Origin of the sequence: Vibrio sp. 1180_3 (genome assembly GCF_029478545.1) — a bacterium.
Lineage (GTDB): Bacteria > Pseudomonadota > Gammaproteobacteria > Enterobacterales > Vibrionaceae > Vibrio > Vibrio aestuarianus.
This window is the reverse complement of sequence record NZ_SJFM01000045.1, coordinates 1-22,652: the sequence shown is the minus strand read 5'-3', so window position 1 is coordinate 22,652 and position 22,652 is coordinate 1. Positions and strand designations below refer to the sequence as shown.

Genomic DNA, 22,652 nt, shown 5'->3' with positions numbered 1-22,652 from the left:
CTTCAGGAAAATGTTAACCAAGGTGACGGTTGAGACAGCTTTAAATGCTGAACTTGATGATCACCTTGGCTACGAAAAACACTCACCGACCAACGATAGTAATAGTCGAAATGGCTACTCTTCTAAGTGTCGGTGAACAACAAAGATTGAAACTTTTCTGTTACGCAGGGCTGATTGCTACGTGACGCTATAGCAAAGATTTGACAATAAAGATCAAAACTCAATTTCACTCAATAGGCCAACTCAAAGCAAGAAGTAACAATAAAGTTAGAAACTTTTCGATGCTTTTTGTCGTAGTCTGTCTTTTGTTGTAGCAAACTTTTGCCCCAAGAAGTGTTTAGAACGCAAGAAACCATCATGAGATTAATTTGTGCAACAAGCTGTTGCACAATTGTCCAACAACCTGTTGGACAAACTTTAATACCTAATTTTGCAAGAAGGTCTTGCAAAAATGCGAAACAAGTTGTTTCGTAAATCGCCTTTGCTCCGAAGAGTTTTAATAAGTATGTTTTGGTTGATAAGCTTTGGTTGTGATTTCAGGCTCTAACGCTAATTTGCTAAACTAAGTAAGACAGTACATAAAGGTGGACGAATGAACTACTTTGCGGAGGACCCCTTCTAGGTAATGTAAACCTGGAGGGTAAATGAAAAAACTAAAGCAGCAGTACCGAAGCCATATCAAAGCTGATGGCCGTTTTCTATGGGATTGGGATATGTATCCTTGTGTTCGTAGTGGGACTCATAAGCACTTTTCAACCAAGCAGGAAAAGAGTTACTTTTTCCTTCATAAAGTTGAGTATCGTGATTACCCGGTCAAACTGCGAGCGGCTAGAGGGAAATTACTGGCTAATCCTTGGGATGACTATCCTGCATACGTATATGACGTTGCTAGGTGCTGGAAGCATAATTCGAAAAGGCGTCACCAGTACTACAAATAAATACTATTGAGCCTCGCGAATGCGGGGCTTATTTCTATCCGTCTACATGTTTGCTGCCGACTAGCGGGTGTTATCCCTAAACGTTTTTAGAGCATAAGAAACTATCAATAGCTTAATTTGTGTGTAAGCCTGCTGCACCATTTTTTAGTCCCAGATACGACAAAGCCACAGGCAATACCTATGGCTTTGTAAACAGCTACAGAAGGTTTGTTACCCAAATAGAAGAGGGAACAAGTTCTGTGCTCAGCGTCGAGTGTTTTATCTCCAATAGAGGGAAAGCACCTAGGCTTATTGTATGTCCTCGGTGGTCTGCTTTGCAACTAAGCCAAAGTTCAATTCGATACAATTACTTCTGTGCAAAATATGCACATTGCTTATCAAGTAACGATCGAGTATTCCTCGGTAGTTGGACTGTTGCAATTTTTGCAATAGTTGCCTGAGCAACGAGAAAGCTCAGTGATTGCAGATTCTGCAACAACTCATATCTGCCCTTTTACGTGCCAGCACGGGTCTTATCTGAAGGATTAAACCACTAGTTTTGCTATAATACTTCTAATCTAAATTTCGAACCTTAGGTGCATGTGATGAGTAAGAATAAATTACTGGAAAAAGGTGCTAGTCATGAATAACCTTGCCAAAGGCAGTAGTAGCAATGAAAGTGAGATCAAGCAGGGTACTTCTGAGGTAAGGCAATCGACCAAGGAGCTTAGATTTTTAACTTTGTGTATATTTTTACCTGTGACAGTCATTTCTATAATCTATCTGCTGTTTTATTAGCGATTATATTGTTTATTGCCCAAGCTCAGAGCTGACTCAGCTCAACACACTTTTGCCCCAAGACGTGTTTAGAACGCAAGAAACCATCATGAGATTAATTTGTGCAACAAGCTGTTGCACAATTGTCCAACAACCTGTTGGACAAACTTTAATACCTAATTTTGCAAGAAGGTCTTGCAAAAATGCGAAACAAGTTGTTTCGTAAATCGCCTTTGCTCCGAAGAGTTTTAATAAGTATGTTTTGGTTGATAAGCTTTGGTTGTGATTTCAGGCTCTAACGCTAATTTGCTAAACTAAGTAAGACAGTACATAAAGGTGGACGAATGAACTACTTTGCGGAGGACCCCTTCTAGGTAATGTAAACCTGGAGGGTAAATGAAAAAACTAAAGCAGCAGTACCGAAGCCATATCAAAGCTGATGGCCGTTTTCTATGGGATTGGGATATGTATCCTTGTGTTCGTAGTGGGACTCATAAGCACTTTTCAACCAAGCAGGAAAAGAGTTACTTTTTCCTTCATAAAGTTGAGTATCGTGATTACCCGGTCAAACTGCGAGCGGCTAGAGGGAAATTACTGGCTAATCCTTGGGATGACTATCCTGCATACGTATATGACGTTGCTAGGTGCTGGAAGCATAATTCTGTTAATTTGCACTTAAATCTGATCCACCATTTGCATTGAAAAGTGATCCACCTAAGTAAGTCTATTCTAGACTACATTTTCACGTTAGTTTCTACTTGGTTTTCTCCTTAGACTTCTTTTTTGATTCCTTAAAACGATAGCTGTCGTTACCTGTTTCAATGATGTGGCAGTGATGAGTCAGCCTATCCAGCAATGCCGTTGTCATCTTTGCGTCACCAAACACTTTCGACCATTCCGTGAAGTTGAGATTAGTAGTAATGACGATGCTGGTGCGCTCGTAGAGTTTACTGAGTAAATGGAACAGCAATGTGCCACCCGCTTGGCTAAAAGGGACATACCCTAGCTCGTCCAGTATGACTAAGTCGCAGCTCACTAATCTATTCGCAAGACGACCCACGTGGCCCGCTTGCTTCTCCAGTTCAAGTATGTTGACGAGTTCTATGGTCGATAGGAACCTGACCCGCAGTTGGTGGTGCTGTATAGCTTGCACGCCCAACGCAGTCGCTAAGTGTGTTTTCCCTGTGCCAGGCCCACCCACGAGCACAATATTTTGGCTGTCTTTGATAAACTCACAGCGATGCAGACCTCGTATCAGATACTCATCGATCGTACTCTCACTAAAGTCAAAGCCATATAAATCGCGATAAACAGGGAACTTTGCCGCTTTCATCTGATAAGCGATGCTGCGCACTTCTCGGTCTGCCACTTCTGCTTTTAGCAAGGTTTCAAGGATGGGCTGGGCTTGTTGATAAGCAGGAGAATTTTGAGAGGCAAGCTCAACGATACTGCTGACCATACCGTGAAGCTTGAGTGCCTTTAATGTGCTTAATAGTGCTTCATTGTGCATGACGTTTCCCTCTTAATTCGTCATATCGTGACGTATCACTGGTTGGCTCGGTAACTAATCGCAGCCCTTGAGAGACGGGGACTGATACGGCTGGGGTAGGATTGAGTAAGCGGCTTAAACAGTTTATGACGTGTTGTTTCGATGGTGTGCCTGCTTTCAGAGCCATGTTGATGGCTTGCTCTACCAGTTTTTCATCGTGGTGAAGAACCAGTGACAAGACTTCGACCATCTCCTTATCGCCGCCAAGACGCTGTAATAATATCGATTGCAGGTGTTTAAAGCTCTCAGGGAGCAAGTAAAACGGTGCGCCATTACGTAGAGAGCCTGGTTTACGTTGTGCAACCAACAAGTAATGTCGCCAGTTATAAACAATGTGTGGCGGCTCATGTTTGGGGTTAAAGACTCGTTGGTGCTCTGCGATTGGCTGACCTTCTGCCACCAAGACAATACTATCTGGGTAGGCGTGTAGACTCACTCGTCGGTTTGCGTAACTTGCAGGCACGGAGTATTTATTTCGGTCGAAGTTCACCAAACAGGTAGAAGAGACTCGCTTGCTTTGTTCGGTAAAGCCATCAAACGGTGCCGTGACTTTCATTAAGTGAGAGCGCTCATTCAGCCACACTTGTTCTATGCTCATATCACGATATTGAGGGTGTTTGCGCGACTGCCAGTCGAGCAAACACTGAACCTCTAGCCACTCATTAAGCTCATCTAAGGTTTTCACTCGAGGAGCACGTTGCCAGATGATGGATCGCGCATCGCGTACGTTTTTCTCGATTTGGCCTTTTTCCCAACCTGCTGCTGGGTTGCAGAAGTCGGCTTCAAACAGGTAGTGACTGACCATTGTTAGAAAACGACGATTCACCACTCGCTCTTTACCTTTTCTCACCGCATCAACCGCGGTTTTCATATTATCGTAGATACCCCGCTCGGGAACGCCTTGGAACACGCGGAAGGCGTGGTTATGGGCATCAAACAACATTTCATGACTTTGAGAATAATAGGCACGAAGGAGAAATGCACGGCTGTGACTGAGTTTGAAGTGAGCGACTTGAAGCTTGGTTTTATGGCCATTGATATAGGCCCAATTTTCGCCCCAATCAAACTGAAAGGCTTCACCTGGAGCAAACTCTAGGGGCATATAAGTTCGTTTAGAGGCATCGAGTTTTTGTTCTTCGCGCCATTTGCGTGCGAATGATGCGACCCTGTCATACGAGCCGCTATAGCCTAGTGGAACGAGGTCTTGAAAAAGGTTTTTGACCGTTTTGCGCTGCTTCCTCGGTCGCTTCATTTCTCGTTTTAGCCAAGAAGTCAGTAATTCTTCAAACTCGTCTAGTTTACTCAATGAATGCCGCTTTGGATAAACAGGTTCGATAGTTTGATCTTTCAAATAACGTTTAACGGTATTTCGGGATAGTCCAGTACGTCTGGCTATTTCTCTTTGCGACATTCCTTCGCGGAAATGCCAGCGACGAATAACACTTAATAATGACACGTCAATCACTCCACATTCTCCTGCTAAGACTCAGCAGGATTTAGGTTAGATGATGTGGATCAGTTTTCGGTGCAAATCAGGGGGTGAAGTGGATCAGTTCTGGATGCAATTTAACAGTGTTCCCTCGGCCGTTTTGTAGAACAGCCCTTTGTCTATATAGCCACATCCCAGCCACTGCTTGAGCATCATTTTGTCTGTCGGGATATTATCAAGTAGCCACTGGTGACCTATCTTGTCGAAACAAGCTTTGATATCCCCCTCAAGAACTCATTGCGCTGCTCCCTTTTTGCATAGGCATTTGAAGAACTGCTGTATTGCATAGGCTGCGCTTCGATTGGGTCTAAAGCCATAACTGTTGGGGTCGGCAAGTGTTTCAGATATTGGTTCTAGTGCTAGAAGGTGTAACGCTTGTTGCGCACGGTCTATCATACACGGGATACCCAATGGTCTGAGCTTGCCGTTTTTCTTTGGGATATAGATTCTTCTGAGCGGTTTGGCTCGATAGCCTTTTCTGCTCAGTAAACTGACTGCCGCCATTCGACGTGCATCGGTGTTCCAGATGTCGCCGTCAATTCCTGGCGTTTTACTGCCTTTGTTTTGTGATACTCGACGAACAGCGAGAAGCTTTGCTGCTTTCGAGTGAGTCAGTATCCACTGTAGTGCTTTCGCCTTACCGTGTTTACCTTCTCGGATTGCTTTTGCAATGCGCATCTGGAGCCTTAACATGGCGCTCAACCGCTTTCCAGTCGATGGATTGCCATTGGGCGCTGCCAGAAGGGGCACTCACTTCATGAGAAGAGATCATCTGCGTTCCTTCTTAAATAAAGTTTTCCAAATCATCTTGCAATGGGAGACCAGTTGGAAGTGGGCCCACTTTCGTGTCAGACATCCGTCTGTATCTGCATCATTACAATGCAGCATTCGCTTTTTCCAACCTCCTTTACCAGCACCGCTATCGGCTCTCTTCACAGACAGCTTTCCCGAAGGAACGATACTGGCTTACCGTGTTCCGCATGTCGCGCAATATCAGGTTAGATGCCCACTATAAGTGCGGGGAGCCTGTCGATCACGAAAGAGTACTGTCCAACCTCTTTCCTACTCCCATTGCCGTTTGGCCACAGCGTATTAACCACTTCCGCTGCTTCATCATATAACGCACCTTACATGGATTCACTTTCGTTCATCATACTGATTCCCTAGCACTCACCCAATTCGTGGTTATCAGGAGGAGCATCCCCTCACGGTTCTGCTCCCGTTTGGCACAATGCCAAACTTCGTTACATTGTCAGGCTCGCTGCTTTATTCAGAGCCTTAGGGTCGTCTGGTGATACAAACGGTTCACTCTTTTCGCGGTGAACAGCGCTTCATGCGACTTCACGTCGCACGGACAAAAAATGAGTTACAAAAACCTCTGGTAATAGATAGTTTGGGATAAGTTTACCTAACTAAAACCACCCACCAAACGCCCTCACTTTGTAGTTTTGTGGCCAAAGCAAAGCGTATATAGGCATGGAATGACAATTAACACAACAGGCAGTGAGAATAAAAGTCCATAGCCTAAGGTTAGAGACATTGGGCCCATGTACACATCAGTACCACCAACACCATAAGCGAGTGGCAATAGTCCAACCACCGTGGTAATGGAGGTTAACAGTATTGGTCTAAGTCGGCTGACGGCAGCTTTAATCACTGCGTCCATCACCTGTAAACCTTCCGCTTTAAGTTCATTAATGCGATTTATCAATACCAACGAATTGTTGACCACAACTCCTGTCATGCCTAGCACCCCAATCAGCGCGAACAACGACAAAGGCTGCATGTGAACAAACAGTGCCATCAGAGCTGCAACTACCGCAAACGGGATCACCGCCATGATCAACAGTGGCTGTAATAAAGAGCCAAACATAATCGCGAGTACAAAATAGATACCGACCATAGCTGCAGGGAAAGCAACAAAAAAGCCTGACATCGTGTCACTGGTATTCTCAGCTTCACCTCCAATGTCTAAGTGCACACTTTTTCCTACTTGCTGTGCCAATGCATCTGAAAGTTGCTGGCTTAATTCACCTGGCTCCATCGCTTCATCAACTATTTGTGCACTTACCAGTACTTGACGGTCGCCGTTGTAGTGTAAAAGTTCACGTGGAGCCTGCACCTCTTGCACTTTGGCAAGGCGGTTCAGAGGCACTTTTACCCCACTTGGCGTTGTAATCTTTGTCGTTTTCAGACGTTCAAGGTTGCGATATTCCTCATCTAACAATACGCGTAAGTTCACTTCTTGATCACCAATCCAAGTTGAAGTGACACTCTCACCGTCGAAAGCAATACGCAGTGTGGTCGCTAGGTCTTGAACCGTCAGGTTGTAACGAGCTAACCATTCATATTGTGGCAATATTTGCAGTTGTGGATCAGTAAGCTGTTCGTTATTCGTCACCTTATCTAAGCTTGGTTGCTCTTTCATCCAAGCCACGACGAGGCCAACCGCATGATTGCGCTCTGTTTCATTATTACTGATCACACGAATTTCAATAGGCTCTCCCGGAGGGGGGCCACCAGCGTCGACCGTAAATTTCACAAAATTAATCGCGGGAACGTCTTTCAATTTCTCGTTTAAACTGTCAGCTATCTGATTGGCGGTTCTATCACGTTGCTCAAAGTTGGTCAGCGTCAGTAAGCCATCACTTACCGGGCTACCATAAGTCATGCGATAAGAAACTAGCTCATTGTCACCAAGCTGTGCAATCGTCTCTTCAAATACTGAATGCGCTTTACGCACCTGTTTTAGCGATGCTCCCGGCGCCACCTCTGTGTATATTTCTATGTATTTAGCTGTTTCGCTTGGGAAGATATCCAACTTAAGTGTCGTCAATAGTGCACCACTCCCGGCTAGCGCGAGCACTGCGACCAGCAGTACAGACTTTTTCCATTCTAAACAACGAGCTAAAAGAGACTGGTATTGCTTAATCACACGGTTGAAACGTTCTTCTTTTTGCTTTTTCTTCTTTTCTTTCTTTAATGAATTCGCAAGGTGAGCAGGTAACGTAAAAGTACACTCAATCAACGAGAACAGAAGCGCCGCGATAACGGTAATTGGGATCACCATGATCGCCTTTCCCATTGTTCCGGGGATAAAGAACATAGGGATGAACACAAGCGCGGTGGTGGTTAAGCTCGCAATGATAGGACGAATCACACTTTGCACACCTGATTTTGCCGCGTCTAACGGTGCTTTGCCATTTTCACGCTCTTGGTAAATACTCTCAGCAACGATGACCGAGTCATCCACAATAATGCCGATCACCAATAGGATTGCCGCAAGTGTGATGCTATCTAGATTCATAGCAAGCGCAGGCAGCACCGCCATGACACCAAGTACACAAAATGGGATGGAAACCGCAACCCAAAAAGCGACCACACGTTTTAAAATCATGCTTAATACGATCAGAACAAGAATCAGACCGACACCACCGTTGGTAGTGACGATAGAAAACTTATCACTCATATCGTCCGCAAGGTTCAAAGAGATAGGAAAAGAGAATTGGCCGTTCAATCGCTCGTTTTCATTTTCAAGCAGCGCTTTTACTCTATCGATGGTCGAGATGATATCGGCGTTGGCACTCTTCGCTACGGTAAACACAACCGCCCTTTCTCCATTCACCATGCCTAATTCTGTCGCTTTTTCAAACGAGTCAGAAACGTACGCCACATCCCCTAAACGAACGGTTTCCCCAGTAGGCAGAACCTTAATTATGGTGTTTGATAACTCTTCAACAGAGTGAATTTGAGTGAGCGTTACTATGCGTTGTTCGCTGTTCCAAGACTCAACAACACCACCAGACAGTGAAAGGTTACGAGTATTGATCGCTGATATGACATCGGCCAAAGCCAGTTGGTAGCGAGATATTTTGGACGGATCAACTTCAATCCAAAACTCTCGCTCGGTAAAACCAGACATTGAAACCGTACCAACACCTGCTACGCTGCGAACTTTTTTCTCCAAATCACGAACGTAATTTTGTAGCTCTGAATTATCAAGTGATGTTGTAACACCAAACGTCATCACTTCGAACGAAGAAGTACTTTTTTGCGCCACAAGCGGTGGGTTCGATATGTCTTTAGGTAACCCTTGCACCCTATCGACGGCCTGTTGAATGTCACGGACGGTTTGCTGGATATCATATCCTTCGTCCAGTTCGATACTAATGTATGACTGACCGCCGAATGATTGAGAGTTGTACTTTGCCAGCCCTCGCACTGACTTCAATTCTTTTTCGATTCGATTGGTAATATTCAACTCGATATCCTGCGCTGATGCGCCTGGGTACTGGGTTGTAATTTCAACTTCAGCAAAGGCAATATCAGGCAGTTCTTGAAGCTTTAGAGTACTCATCGAACCAACACCAATCAACAGTACCATGATGGTGACAATACGAGCCAAAAAGCTACGCTCGGCGAAGTAAGCAAGAAAGTTATTCATGATTCATGCCCTATTTACCTGTTGTAGCGTGAATGGACATACCCGGCTTGAAAAGGTGTTGCTCATTGTCGATTTCTACATCAACAAAATAGGCAAACGTTGCAAGGTCAAGTTCGACACTAATGCGGTTAATTTTTGCGTGAGTGCGCTGAGCTGGCTGAGCCTCTGACCAAACTTGGATTGGTTGACCCACGGATAGCTCTTGAAGATCAAACTCGCTTGCGAGTAAGCGAACGTTCAGTCGATCAATATTGGTAAGTTTGTACAGCAAGTCTCCTTGATTGACCCAGGTCCCATCATCGACCAAACGCTCGACTACATAGCCATTTATTGACGCATACACTTGAGTATTAATAAGATCTAGCTGTGCTTTTTCCAACTCTATTTGGGCCAAAGATAATTTCGCTTTTGCGGCAGAAAAATCTGCTTTTGCTATATCAAGTTCGTTCTGAGACAGGCTATTTTTCGAGCGCAGTTCTTGATAGCGAGCAAAAACCGACTGCTTAATATCCAAGTCAGTTTTTACTAAAGAAAGGTTGGCTTTTTGCTTACGCACCTCAAGTTTAAAATCTTGATCTTTGATTGTGGCTAGCTTTTGGCCTTGAGTGACCATATCTCCGGTTTGCCAATTAACATGTTCTATGACGCCACTGACTTCAGATACGACATTTAAAGGGGCGATACTGGTTGTTTTACCGATAAGGTCGACAGCATTGCTATTGGGGGCAAACACCATTGCACTAATCAAGCAGGATAATAATTGTTTGTTCATCATGGTCTCCCAATTTGTAATAGGCATAGCTTAAAGTCATGAATGTCGAATTTTTGTAAAAGTGAGTTTAACTTAACCAAACGAACACGTTTTCACGGCGTTGTTGCCCAAATCGATGCAACTTGAATGGAACTAACTGAGGACTTGGTGATCTGATCACCACCATCCTCTTCAAGTCTGCATCATGGGCACGTCGCTTCACCCCATCACCAACTGGCCTAAATACAACAAGTCTTTGATTAATCGTGGTTCACTCACCTTCTGGGTTGATGCCGATGCCATGAGCAACTGGTTTCACCACGACCATCATGGGCGGCGGGGCCGCTGCCAGCTTTACACTGACCAGACCATCTGTACCTTCCTGATGCTCAAGGGGATTTTCAACCTCACTCTGCGGGCCACCCAGGGACTACTCGACTCCCTGTTCGAGTTGATGAACGTACCGCTTTGTGCCCCCGATTACAGCTGTGTCTGCAAGCGGGCCCGCACGGTGATAGTGGCCTATCGGCAGCCCTCAAAGGGATGCGTTACCGACTTGGTTATCGACTCAACCGGTCTGAAGGTGTTTGGTGAAGGCGAGTGGAAGGTCAGAAAACACGGCGCCGAGAAACGGCGAGTCTGGCGCAAGTTGCATCTGGCGGTAGACCCGGTGACCCACGATATCGTGGCGGCGGAAGTCTCGCTGGAAAATGTCCATGATGCCGAGGTGTTGCCCACCTTGCTCAACCCTCTGCGGCGTAAGCTGGGACATGTTTATGCGGATGGAGCTTATGACAGCGAAGCCAGCCATCAGCTTATCTCGCGCAAAGGGGCGACAGCCTGTATCCCGCCTCGCAAGAGCGCGGGGTTATGGAAAAAGGGACACCCAAGAAATGACGCTGTGTTGGTGATGCGCAAGGAAGGGCTGGCGCACTGGAAGAAGATATCGGGGTATCACCGTCGCTCACTGGCAGAGACGGCGATGTATCGCTTCAAGCAGTTGCTGGCGGGGAAAATCAGTCTGCGTAACTACAACGGCCAAGTGGGAGAAGTCATGGCGTATGTAAGCGCCATAAACAAGCTGAATACCCTGGGCCTACCTGTCAGAAAGCCTCGAGTGTAGCGGTCACCCAGAGATGGGGAAGTCATGACTTGCTGGCTGATTTGGGCAACAACGCCCATTTTCACATAAATTCGACATGAAATAGATATGATGGAAACCATATAATTGAACACTTAGAGAACTCGCCATGCTTGAGAACAGTCGAATTCTAGTCGTCGAAGATAATGAAGAACTGCAAGGGATCTTAGCCGACTTCTTAGACGTAAAAGGTGCAGAGGCTGATTTTGCCGACAACGGAGAACTTGGATTAAAACTGGCCTTAGAAAATGAGTTTGATACCATCATTCTAGATGTCATGATGCCTAAAAAAGATGGTATGCAAGTCGCGAAGGAACTAAGAAAAAATGGATGTACGACCCCCATCCTTATGCTGACCGCATTGAATGGCCAAGAAGACCTCATTAATGGATTTGGTAATGGTGTCGATGACTTTGTGAGTAAACCCTTCCAGTTCCCCGAACTAGAAGTTCGTTTGTCTGCATTGATTAAACGGTTTCGAGGTCAAGTTGCTCCTGCTACCTTATCATTTGGCTCATTAGACATTGATGAAAAAACCAAGATTATCCAACGGGAAGGGCACAAGTTAGCGACCACTCCAGTTATGTACCAAATACTGGTTGAACTGGTAAAAGCGCAGGGTGAACTTGTCTCTCGAGAGGCTTTAATCCATCAGATATGGGGCGATGATGTCCCTGATAAAGATATACTTCGCAGCCATATCTACTTGCTACGTAACACACTTGATAAACCGTTTAAAAAGGCGATGCTAAAAACTGTACCTAAATTTGGATTTCGTTTGGAGAAGTGATGTTTTTTACCAAGTCGAAAACAACAGAAAACAATATTGAGAACGTAAAAAATCGCTTGATCCGCCGATTTGCTACCATCGCATTCTCAACGTCTTTTGTTGTTTTTTTAATCTTCTCATTAAAACTAGTGAAGGAAGAAGACAACCAGATTGCACACTATTTAAGCTCCTTTCAGGGTTTCGCTCAGCAATATTATCAACAAGCACCCAAAAGTAGTATCGCAGTTAGCCCTAATATTACTGCGTATTACGACTCCGCTTTTTTACCAGACAACATCAAATTAGAGATGCCATATGCAAAGGATGAAGTCACAAAAGTTCATCAATACACTGACGATGGCTTCATGGTGTACCACTCTACCTTTTTGTCGAATGGGGACGAGATACCGCTGTATCTCACAATAGACACGGTATCGCTCGATTTTGGTGATGATAATTGGGATATTTTATTGAGCATATCCACGTTATTAATGGTGTTTCTTGTCGGAACATTAAGCGTATCGACCAAGAGAATGTTTGATGAACTGATGTCACCAGTTGTCGAGTTGAGTCAACAGTTAAGAGACGAGGAAAGATCTCAGTTTTCGGTGTCGGAAAATACAATTGATGAAATAAAGCAACTGACCAACCATCTCAATAGCTATACACAAATGAAAGAAAGAGTGGTGAAACAAGAAATGATGTTCGCAAAATACGCGAGCCATGAACTGAAAACGCCAATTGCGATTATTTCAGGTGCGGCAAACTTACAAGCCATGAAAGAAGGAGACACAGAATTTCAGGCTAAACAACGCCATAGAATTATTGGTGCGGCTGATAACATGCAATCGACCGTTGACATTTTGCTCAATATAGTCAAACAAGAGAACGCAGCATCCAGCGATGATGTATGGACAATCAGCGAGCAAGACGTTTCTATTTCAGAGCTCGGTAAAAAGGCAAAACTCGGTGTTGAAGTAAAGATAAGTATTGCGTCGGATACCACGCTCAATTTCCCATTGCCTGTACTTAAAATGATTCTTAAAAACATCGTCAATAATTCAATTCGATTTACAGAAAAAGGTTCGATTACCATTCACGTTGCTAGTGACCAAATTTCCGTTCAAGACACAGGTACAGGGCTATCTGGCAAAAATGAAACCAAACATGGCTTAGGGCTTCTTATAGTAAGGCGCTTATGTAATGTATATGGTTGGTCCTTCAAGTTGAAAAACAACATGAATACCAAAGGGTGCACAGCGAGTTTAAATAGAAAAACAGATAGCTAAACATTATCAGCCCTGAAATGTTCTAGGGCATTTCAGGGCTCGGCACACGTAATCACCAAGGTTCGATTACCCTTCTCATAAAGAATAATTCATTCCCTCACCTGAAATAGACATTTATTCGACATCCTACTTTTTAAAATTGAGTTCCAATTAATCAGAGGTGTTAATCATGAATAAAACTACTCTTTCACTTTCCATTCTAAGCTTTTTTATGAGTTATTCTTCAATTGCTGAGCTGGCGCCCAAAGCTGGGGTTGGTGGTGAAATCTCTATCAATACTGGCTATATGTCTCAATCGTCTAACTTCAATACAGATGTGAAAGATCCAATATCGGACCTCAATTCTGAAGGTAAATCCAACGGGGAAATGCTTGTCGCGCCTTTAGGGCAAATCAACTATACGTTTGGACAAGATCTAGACAAGCAGATATACATTGGTACTACACGTGACGATATAGCCGTTGGTGATTTCGCTTTTGAGATTGGTTATAAACAAGAACTCGAATCTGGCATGGTGGTTGACGTGTCATTTCTTCCAACCGCAGTGTCCGGAGAAACATGGAGCGACCCATACGCACTTAACTCTGCACGCGAAGTGACCGACGAAACAGGCAACGCCTATCGATTAAAGCTGGAATCGATTGCTGGTACTGATTTCACGCTGGATATGGCCTACGCCAACATTGATGTGAAAAATGAAGCATCTGGCTCCGATTTGAGTGCATCAGAGCAAGCTAAACTTCAGCGTGATGGCAGTGTTATCTTCGCTAAGGGCGAATATAAATACATGCTCAATCAGACGTCAGGTCTTATTCCATCGTTAAGCTACAAGGTACGTTCCGCTGATGGCGAAGCGATGGCTTACAAAGCCTATGGAACGGACATTACTTACTTTAAAGTGCTAGACCGTCATCAGTTTGCGCTCACGGCTAGCTACGAAACTCGCAGCTATGATGGAACAAACCCTATGTTTGACAAGACTCGTAGCGATAACGAAATGAGCTTGTTTGCCGCGTATGAATATGACCAATTGATGGGCTGGGAGGATGTCTCGTTTATCTCATTCGCTAGTTATGGAAGCAGTTCATCAAATATTGATTTCTACAATGAGTCTGAATATCTGTTTTCAACGGGTGTCAATTATAAGTTTTAATTCAATTACTTGGCTTGATTTCACGTCAGGCCAAGATCCATAAGACAACTTTAAAAATTGAGGTTTTGATAAAGGTTGGGCTATCAATGCTATTTCTATTGAAGCTCTTCTCAAATTCATACTTGTAGATACCATCTCTCATCACTGTTAGCAAACCTAGTTTAATGTCACTTGGGTTGGTATTTTGTTTGTGTTTTCAGCGCACCAAAACAAATTTGAATCAACTTTCTCATCGCGCGCCAAGTGCCTGCATTTTGGGTTTACCTGCTGCTAGCAACCTTCTTTTCTGTTCTCGAATGTCAGGGTTATGGGTGCTCGCGCTAACTGCTGCTAAAAACAACTTAGCTCGAACCTAGACGGCCCGTTCTTGCTCATTGTCGTTCTCCCCTTTTAGCTTTCCAGATTCATTTAGTTGAGGGATAAGACCAATAAATGCTGCTGCTTGCTTGGCAGTGGCGAATTTCTTAGCGCCGAACAGGTAAACAAGCTCACGTGACATGACTTTACCAATATGTAGAAGCTTATGGTTCCTCTTCATATCAGCATCTGCATTGATGACCGATTCGATCTCTTGTTCGATTGAAGCAATTTCTTCATCGATCACACTGATGATTTGAATTCGCGGAGTCTGATTCATCCGTCTTATGCACGAGCCCCAGTGATTGAGAAAATTTATGTGCTTTACCTGGGTTCGATATAAACACCCGAAAACCAACCGCATGTAGGTACAGTGCTATCGATTCATGATAGACGCCTGTTGACTCCATCGTGACCAAAGTATCTTCAGGTTGGCACTTTGACACCTTTTGCAACCAATGACTTATTTCCGAGTGAGTTCCTTTTGTGTTCTTAAATTTACGATGTTTTTGTCCGCTCTTGGTTTGGTCGTGTAGCAAACAGATATCTAAATAGTCTTACCGACGTCAATCCCAACATTCACACTCATATCAACGACCCCACTTGCACATTATGCATTATTAGTCATATGACTGCACACTTGGATACCATCCAGTATTTGAGTAAGTAAAATCAGGGGATAATCTACAGATCAATGTCGAGCATTATGTGGTCAAGCATCCTCACTGATTTTAGAGCTTAGGGATAGCTAATCACCCAGAGCGTCAACATACAAGTGGTCAACAAATTCCGGACACGGATTTAAGCCGATTTTCAGTATTTACTGGCGACAGTCCATCATTTGCTTGATGAGACCGTTGCCGATTGTAGTAGTCACATCAGCGAAGGAAGTAGACGTTGGCCGTATCGACAGTTCCTTGAAACAGCTTTTTAAATTCAATCAATCGGTTTTGGTTATCCAGTAGCAGTAAAGAAAACACTTAATGCCTAGCTTAGCGCATACTCTTTGGTGGCATCAGGATCGGCTAGCGCATCACCGCGGAGTTAGCGCGTAGCCAGTATCTCAGCCTCATGCTCTAGGATTTCATTTTTCTGATAGCGTTTTTGGGGGAATCTGATGTTTTGGGATTCATTTCAGTCTCCTACCGAAATAAACGATGGGTATTCAAGTTGACGACAAACAGTCTCATCATCAACCTTCTCAAATCGTTCCTATTATTATAACTAGCCGAATTTACTCAATGCGGGTGATGAAGCCATACTTGTCCGAGTCGGCCTTGGTCAACCAATGCTCACCAATTGCCGGGGCAGAATTTAAAGTGAAGATATAGAAATCAATGCCCTTGTCTCCCATTATGTGCTTAAAGTATGTCGCCTGTTTGCGATGGCTTTCGTCTGTGTATGGGAATTCTTTGGCTGTTTTATCTCCCTCAGCCCAGCTATGTACACCGATTTGCTTATTCAATTCGATGGCCTTAGAGGTGTCTGATCGTTGTAAAACTCGTGGATAACCCGCCGCAAACAGATCAGTGCCACCAGAAAAAACCGACCCCGTTGGAGTAACGATTGTGGTCATATTTTTGCTAAAGATCATGCGACCAGTGTACATGTTAATATCATCATCAGCACTGCCACTGATATGATTGTTAAATTTCAAGGTCATCTGACTGTCAGGGTATAACTTAACGATATCAATAAGCTGCGAATAGGTTGTCACCCCAAGGGTAGAAGTAATGCGCTCAACGGTGCCAGTGTCGTTGAGCACATCGCGGTAAAAAGCGTTGAAAGCAAACGATGTGGTGATGATGACCTTGCTTCCATTTTGGGTTTTACTCAGAATCGTAGAACCAAGGCTTGTCACGTATTGCGACGACTCGTTTTGGTATTCAAGCTTAACAGCAAGCTTTCTATCGTTCGTTGTCGTTTGGATTAACGTCGTATCATTCCCAATTGAACGTTGAGCCGAATCACAATCAAACGAATCATAGTAATTGCCTTCACTGTAAATGCCGCAGTCATCGACTCCTGCATCAGGAAGATACAGATCAACGCTCTGACCTAAGCGACTTGCTAGCCTCACCACTTTTTGCTTATCACTGATACTTTCAGCAAACTGAATGTTTTCATACTGTATACCATCGTAGGTGAGTTTCATAGATTCTTGGACCTCTCGCCTCTCTTGATATAACTCATCAAGTCTAGTCGATGAAAATACATAATCAGCCTTAGGTTTCAATTGCGCTTTGGTTGCCGTTGTACCCGAACTAGAGCTCGAATTACAGCCCGCTAAGAGAATCAAAGGTAATGCTAGTAATGTCTTTCGATAGTGGTTCATGCCATTTTTCCCAAAAATATTTAATAGGGAAATCTTATTATTTAGTCTATAAATTATCTGTCGCGAGAATGTAAGAGTATGTATGTGTTTCGGCGTTTTTCAAGGTAGTTGTCATCATTCGCTTGTTTATTAAGCAGCTTCTCTCTCTGGATTTAGATGTACGTCACCAACTGGCTTACAGTTCCTGATATCACCAGGCCATCGTTCGGGTTTTCGCTGTTTTGCAGCGAGTAATACCTCAGCTCGACGCTTCAAGATCTCTTCGTCTTTTCCGTTATGACGCTCTAAGGGCGTGACGTAATTTAGCTTGCTGTGCTTGTGCTCGGTGTTGTACCAGCGCACGAAGGCTTCAACCCAACCTCGACTGCTTTCGAGATTTTCAAAGCCCTTTGTCGGCCAGTTCGGCATGTACTTAACCGTGCGGAACAACGACTCAACATACGGGTTATCATCACTGACTCTTGGGCGGCTATACGATGAGGTAATGCCTAGCTCATCCATCTTCGCTTTGAACGTCAGCGACTTCATAGGCGCACCGTTATCTGAGTGAAGAACTAGCGGTTGATTGAAGCACTGCTCTCGCATCAAGGTTCGTTGCAAGAGCTGTGACGCTAACTCACCGCACTCACGTTCATACACCTCATAGCCCACGATTTTTCGGCTGTAGATATCTTCAATCACGTAGAGGTAATAGTGCTGCCCCTTAACCACAGATGGCAAGTACGTAATGTCCCATGTGTACACCTGATTGGGACCTGTTGCCGTATAACTTGTTGGCTTGGCCTGCCTTTGTCGACTTCGCTGACGACCTCGGGTATGAAGCTGACCTTCTGCTTTCAAAACCCGATAGTAGCTCGACTCTGAAGCAATATACTCACCGTTATCAAGCAACGTCGGGACAATTTGAGTTGGTGGTAAACTTGCGTATTCAGGGCGGTTGCACACCTCAATAATCGCATTGCGCTCTTGCGGTGATAGCTTGTTAGCAGGCACAGGTCTAACGCAGGTCGGTCTTTTGTCTGTCCGTATTTCACCTCGCTGATACCAGCGTCGATACGTTCTCAAGTCGATTTGAACTTCATTGCAGGCGTACTCTAGACGGCAGCCACTTCGCTTGGCATCGTGGATAAGAGCGAGCAAGTATTGCCTTTCATCGGTTGAGGTTAATCTTCCTCTGGCTCTTCCCCGTAAAAGGCTCTCAGCTTTTTTCGAAGAACCAATAGCGCCGCCGTTTCCGCTAACGCTTTTTCTTTAAAGCGTAACTCTTTTTTCAGCTCTTTAATTTCAAGTTTGTCAGCTTTAGCTTGTTTCTTGGCTTCAGCCTCACGCTCTTTAGCAGACATAAACCCTTGCATACACTCACTTCGCCAACCTTGCACTTGTTCAGGGAACAAGCCCTTCTCACGACAATACTGACTGAGTTCATTCTCCGTCATCGAGTAAGTTTCAGCGACAATGGCAAGTTTAGTTTGAGCAGACCACTGCTCTGATGAAGTATGACTATTTGGCACAGCGGCTCCTGAACGTCTAAGTTGCTGCCGCCAATGATACAGGGTGGCTGTGCTAATACCTTCCTCTTTTGCTACTTGGCTTACAGACATTGAATAAGGAGGCAGTAGCTTCTTCAATATGGCTTCTTTTCTTTCTGTTGGAATGCGATTCAAAACTCACTCATTACCACCCAAACTGGTTAAATTTTAACAGTGACAACTATCCTGCCAGAGGGGGGGTTTTTGAACGTTGTTTTTTACTTTCCTGTTAATTCAATATCGGCATTGAACTAGCTTAAAAAGTGTTTAATCATTCACCTCAGGTATTTTGCGCGAAGCAATTAAATTTAATATGTAATAACGATTAATCACAAAATAAAACTCACTCACGTAATATCGTATAGGCTGAATACACGACAAGGCAGGAAATGGAATGACAAAACCTAAAATGGTCATCGTGGAAGACGATTTGAAACTTCAGAAAATGTTGCAAGACTACTTTGTCGCGCAAGATTTTGATGTATTGGTTCTGGACGATGGCAGTAATGCCGCGCAAACCATTCTTGCCGAACAACCTGACATTGTATTGCTGGATTTAATGCTTCCTGTAACCGATGGACTGACAATCTGCCGACAGACGCGTACGCACTATAAAGGTAAAATCTTGATGCTCACCGCTAGCGATGACGACTTTGATCATGTCGCTGGTTTAGAAACAGGGGCTGATGACTATGTCACCAAGCCAATCAAACCAAGAGTTTTGCTGGCAAGGGTTCGTTCACTATTACGCCGTCAAGAAACGGTAGCTCATTCAATCGATGACTCTGATAACCTTCAATTTGATCAACTCGTACTGAAAAATACATACAAGAAGTGTGAACTTGCAGGTGCCGTTTTGTCACTGACAGACAGCGAGTTTGATCTACTTTGGTTGTTGGCAAGCAACCCAGACACTCCGTTATCACGAGACTATTTAACTCAAACATTGCGCGGGATTGAGTATGACGGGCTCGATCGGACAATTGATAACAAGGTTGTGCGTCTAAGAAAGATACTCGGTGACGATCACACACCAGCAGAGAAAATTCAAACCATTCGCGGGAAAGGTTACTTATTTGTTTCGACCGCCTGGAATTAACCTCGCTCAATACGAGCGTAATGAAAAAGGTCGATTATGCGACGTATCTATTTGGAGTCCCTTCTTGGGCTGTTAGTTTGCTTTATGACCGGCCTTGTTGCCTACGAAATTTTTGTCTACCAGCTCAATACCGACTACGAATATGTAATGGAAGATTACGAAGCGACGGCCCACCAACAATTGATAGAAAATATCGCTAAAAATCAAGGCCTTGAAGCTGCTCAACAAGCGATAAATCAGTTTGTCGAAACCACACGACATAAACTGGTCATGTTCAGCCCAAAAGATGAAATACCATCCCCCGTTTCAGAGTTCTTTAGTACTAACCCGAATACCTTTATCTTTCACGATGATGAACGTGAACTATGGTTTCGCCTCACAGGCAGTGACAATACCTACCATTACTTACCTGATAATAAAGCGTTCGTTCGGCAAAAAATCGAGCTGGAAGATGACCTCATTTGGTTGTTCTTCTTAGCAAGCTTTATCTCATACGGCTTATGCCACCTAGTTATTATCTTCCGACGGGTCAAAAAGCTTGAATACGCCACCCTACGCTTTGCAGAAGGGGACCTCTCTTCGCGAGCAGAGACTTCAAGCGGCATAGCCATTGGCTCACTAAACAAGTCTTTCAACCTGATGGCTGACCGTATTCATCGCTTAATTGAGAGTAACCGCTCACTCACCAACGCCGTTGCTCATGAATTACGCACGCCAATATTTCGTATCCAGTGGCAAGCTGAAATGCTCAAAGACACGCCGCTCAATGAATCGCAACAACACACTGCTGAAAGTATTGTCGAAGACACAGAAGAGATGGAAAAGATGGTCGACGAACTGTTGTGCTACGCCAAACTTGATAGCATTGACCTCGAAAACCTACAACAGCCATTAGAGATAAGAGACTTTCTTGAACACGCGATGACACGCTGGAACAAAGACACAGAACTCAACATAGACTTATCATTGCCAGAACAACCTAGCTCTATACTAGCAGATGAAACGTTGCTTAACCGAGCCTTAGATAACCTAGTTCGTAACGCAATGAAGTTCGCACGTTCACAGGTGTCGATTGAAGCTAGCGTGCATCAAGATCAACTACAGATTGCGGTGCATGACGATGGTGATGGAGTGGCACAAGAACACCAAGCTCGCCTGTTTGAACCGTTTTACGTTGGCGACAAATCGCGTAATAAAGCCAAGAGCGGCCATGGTTTGGGGCTTTCTATCGTCGATAAGATCTGTGCTCAACATAACGCAACAGTGGAAGTTGGCCAGAGCCAAGCCTTAAAGGGTGCGGTATTCACCATTACCATTCAGATATGTAATAATTCAACTGACAAACCCATACAGTAACTACAAAACACCTCTGGAATAATGTTAAACCTCGGTCGGGAGATGCTGTCTCCCAATGAACTTATTGAGTCTAGATAATCATGACACTGTCGTTTATGGCTTGTCATTACAGCACTGCTTGCTAAGTAGTAGCAAAGTAAACCGTTATTCGTTAACTCGCACTTTGTTAGCAGTTGAAACCATGGGCTCACTATCTAAATTCCCAATCATTCTTATGGTATTGTTATGAAAAAGTTATTGTGTGTTTTAGGCGTTATCTCTCTTTCAGGTTGTTCAGGTATTAGCCACAACGATCAAGTTTACACAGCGCACGCAGAAAGCTTCAATATTGTCGGTTTCCAAGTCCCTGGTAACACTCAAGACCGTGCAATGGAATTAGTGCCCGAAGGTGCAACGGTTGAGATCATTCACTCAACAAACTCTGATACAAGCTCTGTTATGGGTATCATCAACCGTATTATCGGCATCGACTACGTTCAAGTTGGTGGTAAGAAGCAGTAATTCGCTATCGTTGCGTACCTTTGATCAGTGACCTTTAGAAACTGAGCTCATCGAAGCCAGCGATGATCGCCGTTCACTTTTTTCCCTAATTTGAGTTCAATTTAAAACACGCCTAACATGGCTATTTGTTAGGCGATACTCATCGTTTCAGGCTCAAGGCCCATCCAAAAAGAACTAGCTGAGAGCGGTGATAACCACAATGTAAAAACCATTGCTGCCAGTATGAAGCGTCAAGATTTAACGCCGAAAGCGGCACGCAAGTTTAAGTGCACTACGGACAGCAAGCATCAAATACCTGTTGCTCCAAACCTGTTGGCTCAGAACTTTAACGCAGCGGCTCCGAATGAAAAAATGGGCGGGAGACATCACCTACGTCGCCACAAGCGAAGGTTGGCTGTACTTGGCGGTAATTATTGACATTTATTCAAGACAAGTAATCGGATGGTCTATGGATACCAGAATGACGGCTACGCTGGTCTGTGATGCGCTATCAATGGCTTTGTTCCGTCGCGGCCTCCCTGAGCAGATTCTCGTTCATAGTGATAGAGGCAGTCAGTACTGCTCAAAAGATTATCGCGACCTCATAACTGCTTATAATCTAAAACTGATCTGCTCCAGTGATACTGGACACTCACGTAAGCGACTTTTTCCATACTTTTAATAATTCATGCTTTGCTATATTAGCAAAAGACGCAACTCGGAATTGTCCAAAAACGATTCTGAGATTCAACAATCTTTATCAGGAACAGTGCTTACCCTGTAAGCGCTGCTCCCCACAAAAGTTTCAATCTTTAATGTAAAAGTTTCGAACTTTATTGTCAGAGTTTCGATCTTTGTTGTCCACCGACACTAAGCGCCTACTTACTGACAATGGTGAGATCCAGCTAGAAATCCCTAGTGACCGTGACGCGTCTTTTGAACCCAAGCTCGTTCGTAAGCATCAAACTCGATTCCAATCGATGGACGACAAGATCTTAAGCTTGTATGCCAAAGGAATGACTACCCGAGAAATCGTCGCAACCTTCAAAGAAATGTACGATGCTGATATCTCCGCCAGTCTAATATCGAAAGTCACTGATGCTGTTTTAGAACAAGTTGTTGAGTGGCAAGCTCGCCCTCTTGATTCGGTTTACCCCATCGTTTACCTGGACTGCATTGTTGTGAAGGTGCGCCAAAATAAGCAAGTCATCAACAAA

General features: G+C 44.2%; 16 protein-coding genes and 5 pseudogenes. 12 read left to right on the top strand and 9 right to left on the bottom strand.

Going from position 1 to position 22,652, the window contains the following annotated elements; translation table 11 throughout:
• The 3 genes and pseudogenes from EYW48_RS18815 to EYW48_RS18805 form a co-directional block, all read left to right on the top strand.
• Nucleotides 1-127 (top strand): annotated as a pseudogene (locus EYW48_RS18815) (transposase); the annotation flags it as partial.
• Between the two features lie 517 nt (nucleotides 128-644).
• The gene (locus EYW48_RS18810) at nucleotides 645-938 is read left to right on the top strand and encodes a hypothetical protein (protein ID WP_171981650.1); all 294 of its coding nucleotides are present in this window, start codon (nucleotides 645-647) and stop codon (nucleotides 936-938) included.
• Nucleotides 939-2,090: 1,152 nt separating this feature from the next.
• Complete coding sequence (locus EYW48_RS18805; protein WP_277432854.1) at nucleotides 2,091-2,396, top strand: hypothetical protein; 306 nt, start codon at nucleotides 2,091-2,093, stop codon at nucleotides 2,394-2,396.
• A 52-nt stretch (nucleotides 2,397-2,448) separates the two neighbouring features.
• On the opposite strand, the gene istB is transcribed toward EYW48_RS18805, so the two are convergent.
• From istB to EYW48_RS18780, 5 genes and pseudogenes are all read right to left on the bottom strand, one after another.
• Nucleotides 2,449-3,204, bottom strand: a complete 756-nt coding sequence (gene istB / locus EYW48_RS18800) for an IS21-like element helper ATPase IstB (protein WP_140054603.1) — start codon at nucleotides 3,202-3,204, stop codon at nucleotides 2,449-2,451.
• Nucleotides 3,194-4,708, bottom strand: coding sequence for an IS21 family transposase (gene istA / locus EYW48_RS18795; protein ID WP_225481717.1), 1,515 nt, complete (start codon nucleotides 4,706-4,708; stop codon nucleotides 3,194-3,196). Before istA ends, istB begins: the two co-directional genes overlap by 11 nt.
• 108 nt (nucleotides 4,709-4,816) lie before the next feature.
• A pseudogene (locus EYW48_RS18790) lies at nucleotides 4,817-5,504 on the bottom strand (reverse transcriptase N-terminal domain-containing protein); the annotation flags it as partial.
• A gap of 663 nt (nucleotides 5,505-6,167) precedes the next feature.
• Nucleotides 6,168-9,176: an efflux RND transporter permease subunit gene (locus tag EYW48_RS18785; protein WP_277432853.1), complete on the bottom strand. Its 3,009-nt coding sequence runs from the start codon at nucleotides 9,174-9,176 to the stop codon at nucleotides 6,168-6,170.
• A 10-nt stretch (nucleotides 9,177-9,186) separates the two neighbouring features.
• Nucleotides 9,187-9,948, bottom strand: coding sequence for an efflux RND transporter periplasmic adaptor subunit (locus EYW48_RS18780; protein ID WP_277432852.1), 762 nt, complete (start codon nucleotides 9,946-9,948; stop codon nucleotides 9,187-9,189).
• A 184-nt stretch (nucleotides 9,949-10,132) separates the two neighbouring features.
• Between EYW48_RS18780 and EYW48_RS18775 the strand changes: the two genes are divergently transcribed.
• The 4 genes from EYW48_RS18775 (at nucleotide 10,133) to EYW48_RS18760 (ending at nucleotide 14,279) form a co-directional block, all read left to right on the top strand.
• Nucleotides 10,133-11,050: an IS5 family transposase gene (locus EYW48_RS18775; protein WP_277432851.1), complete on the top strand. Its 918-nt coding sequence runs from the start codon at nucleotides 10,133-10,135 to the stop codon at nucleotides 11,048-11,050.
• 127 nt (nucleotides 11,051-11,177) lie between these two features.
• Complete coding sequence (locus tag EYW48_RS18770; RefSeq protein ID WP_277432850.1) at nucleotides 11,178-11,858, top strand: response regulator transcription factor; 681 nt, start codon at nucleotides 11,178-11,180, stop codon at nucleotides 11,856-11,858.
• Nucleotides 11,858-13,126, top strand: a complete 1,269-nt coding sequence (locus EYW48_RS18765) for a HAMP domain-containing sensor histidine kinase (protein WP_277432849.1) — start codon at nucleotides 11,858-11,860, stop codon at nucleotides 13,124-13,126. Before EYW48_RS18770 ends, EYW48_RS18765 begins: the two co-directional genes overlap by 1 nt.
• A 169-nt stretch (nucleotides 13,127-13,295) precedes the next feature.
• On the top strand, nucleotides 13,296-14,279 hold the full coding sequence (locus tag EYW48_RS18760; RefSeq protein WP_277432848.1) for a DUF2860 domain-containing protein: 984 nt from the start codon (nucleotides 13,296-13,298) through the stop codon (nucleotides 14,277-14,279).
• 352 nt (nucleotides 14,280-14,631) lie between these two features.
• On the opposite strand, the gene EYW48_RS18755 is transcribed toward EYW48_RS18760, so the two are convergent.
• The 4 genes and pseudogenes from EYW48_RS18755 to EYW48_RS18740 all read right to left on the bottom strand — a co-directional run bounded on the left by EYW48_RS18755 (nucleotide 14,632) and on the right by EYW48_RS18740 (nucleotide 18,572).
• Complete coding sequence (locus EYW48_RS18755) at nucleotides 14,632-14,916, bottom strand: transposase (protein ID WP_277432847.1); 285 nt, start codon at nucleotides 14,914-14,916, stop codon at nucleotides 14,632-14,634.
• A gap of 610 nt (nucleotides 14,917-15,526) precedes the next feature.
• Nucleotides 15,527-15,769 (bottom strand): annotated as a pseudogene (locus EYW48_RS18750) (JAB domain-containing protein); the annotation flags it as partial.
• Nucleotides 15,770-15,870: 101 nt separating this feature from the next.
• Nucleotides 15,871-16,971 carry an alpha/beta hydrolase gene (locus tag EYW48_RS18745; protein WP_277432846.1) on the bottom strand — a complete coding sequence of 367 codons (1,101 nt, stop codon included), beginning with the start codon at nucleotides 16,969-16,971 and terminating at the stop codon, nucleotides 15,871-15,873.
• Nucleotides 16,972-17,100: 129 nt separating this feature from the next.
• A protein-coding gene (locus EYW48_RS18740) for an IS3 family transposase (protein ID WP_277432855.1) occupies nucleotides 17,101-18,572 on the bottom strand; the annotation gives its coding sequence in 2 pieces (ribosomal slippage) (nucleotides 17,101-18,162 and nucleotides 18,165-18,572; 1,470 coding nt in all).
• A 322-nt stretch (nucleotides 18,573-18,894) separates the two neighbouring features.
• Between EYW48_RS18740 and EYW48_RS18735 the strand changes: the two genes are divergently transcribed.
• From EYW48_RS18735 to EYW48_RS18715, 5 genes and pseudogenes are all read left to right on the top strand, one after another.
• Nucleotides 18,895-19,599 (top strand): response regulator, encoded by a 705-nt coding sequence (locus tag EYW48_RS18735; RefSeq protein ID WP_277432845.1) that lies wholly within the window; start codon nucleotides 18,895-18,897, stop codon nucleotides 19,597-19,599.
• A gap of 36 nt (nucleotides 19,600-19,635) precedes the next feature.
• Nucleotides 19,636-20,955, top strand: a complete 1,320-nt coding sequence (locus EYW48_RS18730) for an ATP-binding protein (RefSeq protein WP_277432844.1) — start codon at nucleotides 19,636-19,638, stop codon at nucleotides 20,953-20,955.
• A gap of 225 nt (nucleotides 20,956-21,180) precedes the next feature.
• Nucleotides 21,181-21,456, top strand: a complete 276-nt coding sequence (locus tag EYW48_RS18725; protein ID WP_277432843.1) for a hypothetical protein — start codon at nucleotides 21,181-21,183, stop codon at nucleotides 21,454-21,456.
• 150 nt (nucleotides 21,457-21,606) lie between these two features.
• A pseudogene (locus tag EYW48_RS18720) lies at nucleotides 21,607-22,060 on the top strand (IS3 family transposase); the annotation flags it as partial.
• Between the two features lie 244 nt (nucleotides 22,061-22,304).
• Nucleotides 22,305-22,652: pseudogene (locus EYW48_RS18715) on the top strand (transposase); the annotation flags it as partial.